At 70.8% G+C, this 8,845-nt stretch carries 10 protein-coding genes; 4 read left to right on the forward strand and 6 right to left on the reverse strand.

Annotated elements, in window-relative coordinates:
* The coding region (locus KF737_RS22195) for an IS630 family transposase (RefSeq protein ID WP_296460688.1) at nt 1–574 on the reverse strand (574 nt) is incomplete at its 3' end.
* Nucleotides 575–751: 177 nt separating this feature from the next.
* Here KF737_RS22195 and KF737_RS22200 point away from each other — a divergent pair.
* Complete coding sequence (locus KF737_RS22200) at nt 752–1,534, forward strand: class I SAM-dependent methyltransferase (protein ID WP_296460690.1); 783 nt, start codon at nt 752–754, stop codon at nt 1,532–1,534.
* 28 nt (nt 1,535–1,562) lie between these two features.
* Here KF737_RS22200 and KF737_RS22205 read toward each other — a convergent pair whose 3' ends face one another.
* Genes KF737_RS22205 through KF737_RS22215 form a run of 3 tightly spaced genes read right to left on the reverse strand, consistent with a single transcriptional unit; the run spans nt 1,563 to nt 3,908 of the window.
* Entirely contained in the window at nt 1,563–2,768 is a 1,206-nt protein-coding gene (locus KF737_RS22205) for a DUF1343 domain-containing protein (protein ID WP_296460692.1), read from the reverse strand.
* The gene (locus tag KF737_RS22210; protein WP_296460696.1) at nt 2,765–3,295 is read right to left on the reverse strand and encodes a DOMON-like domain-containing protein; all 531 of its coding nucleotides are present in this window, start codon (nt 3,293–3,295) and stop codon (nt 2,765–2,767) included. Before KF737_RS22210 ends, KF737_RS22205 begins: the two co-directional genes overlap by 4 nt.
* 28 nt (nt 3,296–3,323) lie before the next feature.
* Nucleotides 3,324–3,908, reverse strand: coding sequence for a Pycsar system effector family protein (locus KF737_RS22215; RefSeq protein ID WP_296460698.1), 585 nt, complete (start codon nt 3,906–3,908; stop codon nt 3,324–3,326).
* 199 nt (nt 3,909–4,107) lie between these two features.
* On the opposite strand from KF737_RS22215, the gene KF737_RS22220 reads away from it, so the two are divergent.
* Nucleotides 4,108–4,683, forward strand: coding sequence for a helix-turn-helix domain-containing protein (locus KF737_RS22220; protein ID WP_296460701.1), 576 nt, complete (start codon nt 4,108–4,110; stop codon nt 4,681–4,683).
* A 530-nt stretch (nt 4,684–5,213) separates the two neighbouring features.
* Here the strand turns inward: KF737_RS22220 and KF737_RS22225 are convergent.
* Both KF737_RS22225 and KF737_RS22230 read right to left on the reverse strand, forming a co-directional pair.
* A complete protein-coding gene (locus KF737_RS22225) occupies nt 5,214–6,449 on the reverse strand; it encodes an acyl-CoA dehydrogenase family protein (protein ID WP_296460704.1) in 1,236 nt (411 codons plus the stop codon).
* A gap of 445 nt (nt 6,450–6,894) precedes the next feature.
* Nucleotides 6,895–7,110: a hypothetical protein gene (locus KF737_RS22230; RefSeq protein WP_296460707.1), complete on the reverse strand. Its 216-nt coding sequence runs from the start codon at nt 7,108–7,110 to the stop codon at nt 6,895–6,897.
* Nucleotides 7,111–7,329: 219 nt separating this feature from the next.
* Here KF737_RS22230 and KF737_RS22235 point away from each other — a divergent pair, with 219 nt between their 5' ends.
* Both KF737_RS22235 and KF737_RS22240 read left to right on the forward strand, forming a co-directional pair.
* Nucleotides 7,330–7,704, forward strand: coding sequence for a BlaI/MecI/CopY family transcriptional regulator (locus KF737_RS22235; protein WP_296460710.1), 375 nt, complete (start codon nt 7,330–7,332; stop codon nt 7,702–7,704).
* Nucleotides 7,694–8,599 carry a M56 family metallopeptidase gene (locus KF737_RS22240; RefSeq protein WP_296460712.1) on the forward strand — a complete coding sequence of 302 codons (906 nt, stop codon included), beginning with the start codon at nt 7,694–7,696 and terminating at the stop codon, nt 8,597–8,599. The genes KF737_RS22235 and KF737_RS22240 overlap by 11 nt, the downstream gene beginning before the upstream one ends.
* Nucleotides 8,600–8,845: the final 246 nt, after the last annotated feature.

The raw sequence follows: 8,845 nt of genomic DNA on the forward strand, positions 1-8,845 counted from the left end.
GCATCGGCTGGCTGCGGTCCAGCGCCTGGATCTGCGACTTCTCGTCGACGCAGAGCACCACGGCGTGCTGGGGCGGCGAGACGTAGAGGCCGACCACGTCGCGCACCTTGGCGACGAAGTCCGGGTCGGTGGACAGCTTGAAGGTCTCCAGCCGGTGCGGCTGCAGGCCGAAGGCGCGCCAGATGCGCTGCACCGAGGAGATCGACACGCCGCTGGCCTTGGCCATGCTGCGCGAGCTCCAGTGGGTGGCGTCCGGCGGAAGCGTCTCCAGGGTGCGCACGATCACCGCCTCGATCCGCGCGTCATCCAGCGTGCGCGGCGTCCCTGACCTCGGCTCGTCGCGCAGGCCATCGAGCCGGTGCGCCATGAAGCGGCGGCGCCACTTGCCGACCGTCTCCCGGTCCAGTCCCAGCCGCTCGGCGATGACCTTGCTCTGCCCACCCTCCGCACAGGCCAGGATGATCCGCGCCCGCAACGCCAGCGCCTGCGCCGTGCTCCGCCGCGCCGCCAGCGACGTCAGCTCTGCACGCTCCGCCTCATCCAGCTCAATCGCCGGCAACTCCCGACCCGCCATCACCGTCCTCCCAATCCGAGAGAAACTGTCGATCACGACTGAGTCGATATCGAGTCCGCGAACTTCTGAGTCAGGACACTAGGTCCGGCCCGGCTCACGGTGGAAAGACGCCGCACCGGCGGCTAAGACACGGAGGTCGGGACGAGGATGCGCATGCGGCGGTTGGCGAGGCGAGTGTTGCGGGCGTTGCGCGGCGATCCGCCAGCCGCGCCCGACGCGCCCATCCACCAGGTCACCGAAGCCAACTGGAGCGCCGTGCCGCGCGACCTGTGGCACCACTACGACGAGCCGACGCTGCCGCAGCAGCCCGGCGGCTTCCCGGTGCCGAACTTCGCGCTGCGGGCCAATTCGTCGGGCGGCGGCAGCCTCGGCTACTGGTTCGGCATCGGCGACGCCTGGGCGCACGTGGTCGCGCGCCATCTGCCGCCGGCGCCCACCGTGCTCGACCTCGGCTGCGGCTGCGGCAAGCTCACCCGGTTCCTCGCGCTCGTGCCGGACGTCCGCTACGTCGGCGTCGACATCTTCCTGCCGCACGTCCTGTGGTGCCGGCGCGCGTTCGCCTCGATCGAGGATCGCTTCGCCTTCCACCACTTCGACGGCTACTCCGACGTCTACAATCCGACCGGCGCGATCCAGACCGTCGACTACGCGCTGCCGGCGGCGGACGCCTCGATCGACGCGGTCGCCGCCCACTCGCTCTTCACCCACCTGCACGAGCCCGAGGCCCGCCACTACCTGGCCGAGATCGCCCGCGTGCTGAAGCCGGGCGGCCGCGCCGTGATCTCGCTGCATGTCGAGCCGCCCGCCGGCCAGGCCTACGTCAACGACCACGACCGGTCCGACGTCGACCTCGATTACTTCCTGGCCATGGCCGCCGCCGCGGGCCTCGCGCACCACGAGACCCTTGGCGTGATCTACGGCCAGACGGGTGTCGTGCTGGCCCGACGCCAGCACGGCTGAAGCCGACAGGCCTGAAGCCGGCTCGTCTTCAGTAGAGCAGGAACGCCTGGCGCTCCTCTTCCCATGCCGCTTCCTCCGGCGCCGTGATCGCGTCGAGGTCGGCGGGCGTGGCGGCCGGGTCGTCGACCCATTCCCGCAGCAGCGGGCTGGCGTTGATCACGTCGATCGGCAGCTTGCCGACCTCGTACTCGTAGGGGAAGTCGCGCCACAGGTCGTAGTCCGGCTGGAGTCGGCGGATCGCCTTGAAGGCCAGCGACTGCAACCGCCAGGGCCTGAAGGCGGCGTGGTCGTAGTGGGCCGGATCCTCGGTGTGGATCATCACCCCGGAGCACAGCTTGCCCACATGCTTGTGGAAGGTGGGCTCGAACCAGCAGTCGCGGAGAACGCAGCCGCCCAGCCACCGCGGGGCCAGCGCCCGCATCTCGCCGATGACGGCGCGGGCGTCGATGTCGGGCGCGCCGAAGCCTTCCAGCGGCCGGGTGGTGCCGCGCCCCTCGCTGAGCGTCGTGCCTTCCAGCATGACCGTGCCGGCATAGGCCCGCGCCATCCAGAGGTTGGGCGCGTTGGGGCTGGGGTTGACCCAGGCGCGCTCGCCCAGCGGCCAGCCGTGGCCCGGCGCGGCGTCGGGCGCATAGCCCTCCATGGCGATGACGCGGTACTCGACGTCGAGGCCCTTGAGCCGGACGAACCAGTGGCCGAGCTCGCCGAGCGTCAGGCCGTGGCGCATGGGCATGGGACCCGCGCCCACGAAGCTCTCCCAGCCGGGCCGCAGCGTCAGGCCCTCGACGGGACGGCCGGCCGGGTTCGGGCGGTCCAGCACCCAGACCGCCTTGCCGTGCCTGGCGGCGGCTTCCAGCACGTACAGCAGCGTGGTGATGAAGGTGTAGATGCGGCAACCGAGGTCCTGGAGGTCGACCAGCAGGACGTCGAAGGTCTCCATCGCCGCGTCGGTCGGCCGGCGCACCTCGCCGTACAGGCTGAAGATGGGGATGCCGTGGACCGGATCGGCGAAGTCCGGGCTCTCGACCATGTTGTCCTGCTTGTCGCCGCGCAGGCCGTGCTGCGGCCCGAAGGCGGCGGTGAGCTTCAGGTCGGGTCGTGCGGCCAGGGCGTCCAGCGAATGCGTCAGGTCCGCGGTGACCGACGCCGGGTGGGCCAGCAGCGCGATGCGCCGGCCGGCCAGCGGCCTGCGCAGCTCAGGGTCCGCGACGAGGCGGTCGATGCCGAATCTCATGCGCCCGAAGGTGGGGGAAGTTCGAGGGCGAATCCATCGGCGTGGTGGAAGTCGGGACGGCCTGCGGGGTGGCGCGCCGCCCAGTAGGAGATGCGGCCGGACGTCTCCTCGATCACGGCGGCGAGGCCCAGACGCGAGGCCGGACGTGCGAGATCGAGGCGGGCGCGCAGGTCCAGCCCCCCGGCCGTCCGCTCGACCACGATGCCGGGCGGCCCGACTTCGGCGGCGTGCAGGCCGCGCCGGTAGCCCTCGAAGCGGTAGGCGGCCCACCGGGTCGAGGGCGCCAGGTTGTATTCCGTGTAGCCGTCCCCCTCGGCGTCGGCCGCGAACGCTTCCAGGCAGGTGGTGCGCCAGAGCTCGTCCGTTCGCTCGGGCGCGGCGGCCGGCTGGAGCCTGAGCCGCCCGAGGTCTCCGGCGACGACGAAGCGCACGGCCAGCATCCCGGGCCCGAGCGGCTCGACCTGCGCCTCGATGGCGCGCACCGCGTCGCAGGGGAAGTCGGGATGTCGGACGAGTTCGGCGCGCATCCGGGCGCTATAGCCCCATGTCCGTGTCCTAGTGCGCGGCCGGCGGCGCGCCGGCCGGCATCGACATCCCGAACAGGTGCAGGATCATCGGCGCCAGGAAGGCGAGCAGGCTGAGGACCAACCCCACCAGCAGCACCCGATAGGCGTAGCCCAGGAGCTTGTACTTCTTCCGGGCGAGCACGGCGCCGTTCTGGTAGACGTCGCGGGCCATCGCCTCGTAGACGGTGCGGGTCTCGCCGCAGACCTCCAGCAGCATCTCGACATAGCGATCCTCGGCCTCCTGGGTGAAGGAGCCGAAGAAGAGGATGTTGGCGGGGCCGTCGGGCTTCGGTGGGACCTTCACCGACGGCAGGACGGCCAGCACCGTCAGGAACGCGGCGACGAAGGCGGCGCCGCCCAGCACCATGACCGCCAGCGGCGTCGCCGCGCCACGCGCCTGCCCGATCGAGATCGTGAAGATCACGAAGGTGATGCCCAGCAGCATGCTGGCCTTCTGATCGGCCATCTGGCTGAGCTGGTACTGCACCGTCTGCGTGGTGCGCAGCAGGTGGATGGCGTCGTTCGCGAACGTCCGCCGCACGTCGGGCCCAGGCGCGGGTTCGGTGTCACGCATCGTCGGCCGCCCCCCAGCGACATCCTGTCAGTACAGCCTCACGGGCCGCAGCTTGGCCCAGCCACGCCGTCGCGCCAATCGCGACGCAGCGCTGAACCCCAGATTGAATACAGCTCAACGAACACGTTCGGTGTCGAGGCCGCTGAATCATCCTAATCTCGCGTCACGAAAAGGGGATTTGTCCAGTATGCGTTCGCGGATGTCGGACCGCACCGGCGCGGCCATCCGCAAGCTCCGTCTTGCGCGCGGCTGGAGCCTGGCGATCCTGAGCGAGCAGAGCGGCGTGCCGATCTCGACGCTGTCGCGTGTGGAGCTGGGCCAGAACGCCCTCAACTACGACAAGCTCGTCCGCCTGTGCCGCGCCCTCGATGTCGACCTCGAGGGTCTCGTCACGCGTGAGGCCGAGACGGCGGTCGCCGCGTCGGGCCGCCGTTCGGTCACGCGCATGGGCGACGGGCCCGCCGCCCGCGCGGGGGGCAACACCGGCCGCCGCGCGGCGTCGGACCTGCTCTCGAAGGGCCTGTCCCCGCTGCTGCTGGACGTCACCGCCCGCACGATCGACGCGCACGGCCCGCTGGCCGTGCATGAGGGCGAAGCCTATGCGTTCGTGATCGCGGGCGAGGTCGAGTTCCACAGCCACCTCTACACGCCGCTGCCGATGACCCGCGGCGATTCCGTCTATTTCGACGCCACGTCGGGCTACGCGCTGATCGCGCCCGACCAGCCGGCCACGGTGCTGCTGATCGCGTCCGGCGAGACCGCCTTCGGGCGCTGAGCCGGGCGACCCCGATCGGGGTCTCGCCGGTACGCAGGCGTGCGGACGCGGCCCGCGGCGCCGCTGCGAGCTTGGCTGAATCGGTGTCCATGAGTGGCCGGCACGAGGCCAGCCATGACTTTCGGGGCAAACGTTGAGGACTGCGCGAGAGGCGTACCCGCTCTCGACCCCTCAGCGGACGTTCCCACGCCTCACCTCCCCCGCGCAGCGGCGGGAGGGGGACCGCTCGCCGAGGCGAAGCCGGAGAGCGAGTGGTGGAGGGGGCAAGCCTCAGGCTCTGCGGAACGACTTGGCGGCTTCACGGTCGTCGAAGCGGCTCGCCCCCTCCACCATCCGCTCTACAGCCGGCTCGCGCCAGCTTCGGCGGACGGTCCCCCTCCCGCCGCTGCGCGGGGGAGGTGAGGTGATCCACCCGCCGCCGACACCCGCGTGTTCGGGTCCAACGCCCCGGCGGTCGCTAACGCAGCGCCGCCCTCTCCCGGCCTCTCCCACGGCGCTGCCGCGCCTGGGAGAGGGGCTTTGGGTGAGGGCTAGAGCAGGTCGCCGCCGCAGGCGCCGGCGGTGGTGCCGGTGGCCTGGAAGGCCTTGATGACGTTGCGGCCGACCGTCCAGCGGTGGACTTCGTCCGGGCCGTCGACGAGGCGCTGGCTGCGGATGTGGGTGTACCAGGCGGCGAGCGGCGTATCGCGGCTGTAGCCCAGGGCGCCGTGGAGCTGGATCGCGGTGTCGACCACGTGGTGGACCATGTGGGCGAGATAGACCTTGGCGATGGAGTTCTCCTGCCGAAGGTCCGCGCCCTTCTCGGCCTTGTAGGCGATGTGCAGCAACATGAGGCGGGCGATGTAGAGCTGGCTCGCGCACTCGGCCATCATGAACTGGACGGCCTGGCGCTTGTGCAGCGGCCCGCCGAACGTCTCGCGGCTGGTGATGTGGGCGGCGGCCAGGTCCAGCGCGCGCTGGGCCATGGCGACGTTGTGCATGCCGTGGCGAAGGCGGCCGTAGGCCAGGCGGTGCTGGCCCATGTTGAAGCCCTGCCCCAGGCCGCCCACGATGTTCTCGGCGGGGACCACCAGGTCCTTGATCTCGATCTCGGAGTGGCCGCCGCCCATGATGTGGCTGAGCGGGCCTTCGGCGGCCATCGTGGGGATGTCGCGCTTGATCCTGTAGCCGGGGTTGGGCAGCTCGACGATGAAGGTCGAGAACTGCTGGTGGCGCGGGCCTTCGGTGTCGGTGCGGGCCATCACCAGGGCGAGGTCGGCGGCGGACGCGGCGGAGCTGAACCACTTCTCGCCGTTCAGCACGTAGTTCTCGTTGCCGTCGGGAACCGCGGTGGTGCGCATGCCGGTGGCGTCGGCGCCGGCGGCCTTCTCGGTCATCGAGTAGCAGACGCGCTTCTCGCCGTTCAGCAGCGGCTTGAGGAACTTCTCCTTCTGGTGCTCGGTGCCATGGGCGATCAGCGTGAGGATCGTGGCGTCGTCCGGCCCCTGCGAGTTCATGGAGAGCGCGCCGATGTAGCTCTCGCCCAGCTCCATCTGCACCAGGGCGTTGGCGAGGGGCCCGAGGCCCATGCCGCCGTATTCCTTGGGCACGAAGGGCATCCACAGGCCCTGGGCGCGGGCCTTGGCGCGCAGCTCGCCCAGCACCTTCTCGAAGCTGGCCCTGTCCTTGATCTTCTCCTGGGCCGGGATGCACTCGTCGTGGACCCACTGGCGGACCTTCTCGCGGACGGCCTTGGCCTCGGCGGGGATCTCGAAGTCGATGGACATGGCGGCCCTTCCCTACTGGTTCTTCTAAAACCGCACCGTGAGGCCCCTCCGTCACGGCAGGCAAGGGGGAATGAACCCCACCCCCGCTTGTCATCCCGGTTTTGGCTGCAAGCCAAAGACCGGCGAAACCGGGATGACCTGCCGAACCGCCGGGTCATGAACCGCGCGACGGTGCTGGCGAGCGGCCGCACCACCGCTCGCGCATGCCGAAGGACGCCCTGGCGGCGGCGGCGTAGCCCTTCCCTTCCCGCTCGCGGGAAGGGGGGACCGTTCGCCGAGCGCAGCGAAGAGCGAATGGTGGGAAGGGAAAACGGCCGCCTCCGCGCGAGCCGCAGCCCGGTCGATCCGCCGCGCCTGAGGCCTTCCCTTTCCACCCCCCGCTCTTCAGCCGGCTTGCGCCAGCTTCGGCGGGCGGTCCCCCTTTCCCGCAAGCGGGAAAGGAAGGCTACTGCAGCGCCGCCTCGGTGGCTTCCATCTCGTCGCGGATCCAGTCGTGGCCGCTGGTGACCATCACGCCCTCGATGGCGCTGATGTGGCCGCGCAGGCGGTCGCGGATGTCCTGCGCGACGTCCGGGCGGTCCGCGACGTAGCGGGCGAGCTGGTGGACGGCGAAGGCGGTGTGCAAGGCGAGGCGATCACGATCCTCGTCGGAGAGCTTCATCGGGCAGGCTCCTTGCTGACAGGGTCACGCTAGGCCTGAAGCGTGGCCTGCGCCAGAGCAAGGCAAACGAGGACCCGTGGCCTTGAGTTCAGATCCCGCGGATCCCGACGCCCCGCGCAACGGCCTTACTCCCGCCACGACGCGCACGCCCACTCGAAGGCAGCGGCGCTTGACTCGATGAATTACAAGCGTACGTTCCGAACGACCTACGGATGTAAGATGTCGAAGATATCGGGCGCGGAAAGCCAGATCATGGAAGCCCTCTGGGCCAGCGGCCAGATGACGGCGGACGAGATCGTGCAGTCGGTCGGCCCCCGGCAGGGCTGGGGCGAGGCCACGGTCAAGACGCTGATCAACCGGCTGCTGAAGAAGAAGGCGCTGGCCTCGGAGCGCACCGGCGGGCGGGCGATCTACCGCACGCTGGTCAGCCGCGAGGACTACGTCACCGGCGAGAGCCAGGGCCTGCTCGACCGCCTGTTCGGCGGCCAGGTCGCCCCGCTGGTCGCCCACTACGCCCAGCACCGCGCGCTGTCGGCCGAAGAAGTCGCCCGCCTGAAGACGCTCATCGCGGAGTTCGAAGCCGATGACGACTGAGGAGCTGCTGGCGGGCCTGATCCGGGTCAACCTGGTGGGCGGCTTAAGTGTCCTGGCGGTGCTGGCCCTGCGCATCCCGTTCCGCCGGATGTTCGGGCCCGAGCTGGCCTACGGCCTGTGGGCCGCGCCGCCGCTGGCCGCCTTCGCCACCCTGCTGCCCGCCCGCACCGAGGACGGGGCCGACGCGCGCAACCTCATCGCCGCCACCGTCGGGGACTACTCCGGCGAGCTGCTGATGCTGTGGGCCCTGGGCTTCGCCGCCGTGTTCGCGGGCCTGGCCTTCGCGCAGAAGCGGTTCATGGACGCCGTGGCGCGCGGGACCGCCGGCCCCTCGGTCGTGGGCGTGATCGCGCCGCGGATCGTGATGCCGGCCGACGACGGGACCTACACCGAAGAGGAACGCGCGCTGATCCGCGCCCACGAGCGCGAGCACGTCGCCCGGATGGACCCGCGCGCCGGCGCGCTGGCCTCGGCGCTGCAGGCGCTGTGCTGGTTCAACCCGCTGGTCCACCTGGGCGCGCACGTGCTGCGCCTGGACCAGGAGCTGGCGTGCGACGCCGCCGTGCTGCGCCGCCGGCCGGGCGCGCGGGCGCTCTACGCCCGGACCCTGCTGAAGACCCAGTTGGCCAGCCAGCCCCTGCCCTTCGGCTGCTACTGGCCGGCGCGCGGGCCGCACCCGCTGGAGGTGCGCATCGGCCTGCTGCGGTCGCCGCGCGACGACCATGGCCTGGCCGGCCCCTGCCTGATCGCCGCCGGGCTGATCGTGATGACCTACATGGGCTGGCGGCTGAACCCGCCGGTCCCGCCGCCCGCGCCGATGGTGGAGCTCTGGCGGCTGAACACCGGCCCGACGATGTCGGTGATGCTGGTGCCGGCGCCCGGCAAAGCCGTCTAAGACTAATCCACATTCGACCGAAGGCCCGGTCTCCGAGGGATGAGCCGGCGGCTCTCTGCGCGCCACAGGCGCTGTCGTTTCGAACCACCAAGGCCACCAAGGCCACCAAGGGCGACGCCAGCCTCTTCGTGACCTTGGTGGCCTTGGTGTCGAATTCGCGGCGCTGACGCGCCAGCGGGGCAAGCCCTTCCTTCGCACGGGGCGAAGGGCCGCTGGAGCGCGCGCTGAATGTGGATTGGTCCTAGC

This window comes from Phenylobacterium sp. (genome assembly GCF_019636135.1).
In the GTDB taxonomy this organism is placed as follows: domain Bacteria; phylum Pseudomonadota; class Alphaproteobacteria; order Caulobacterales; family Caulobacteraceae; genus Phenylobacterium.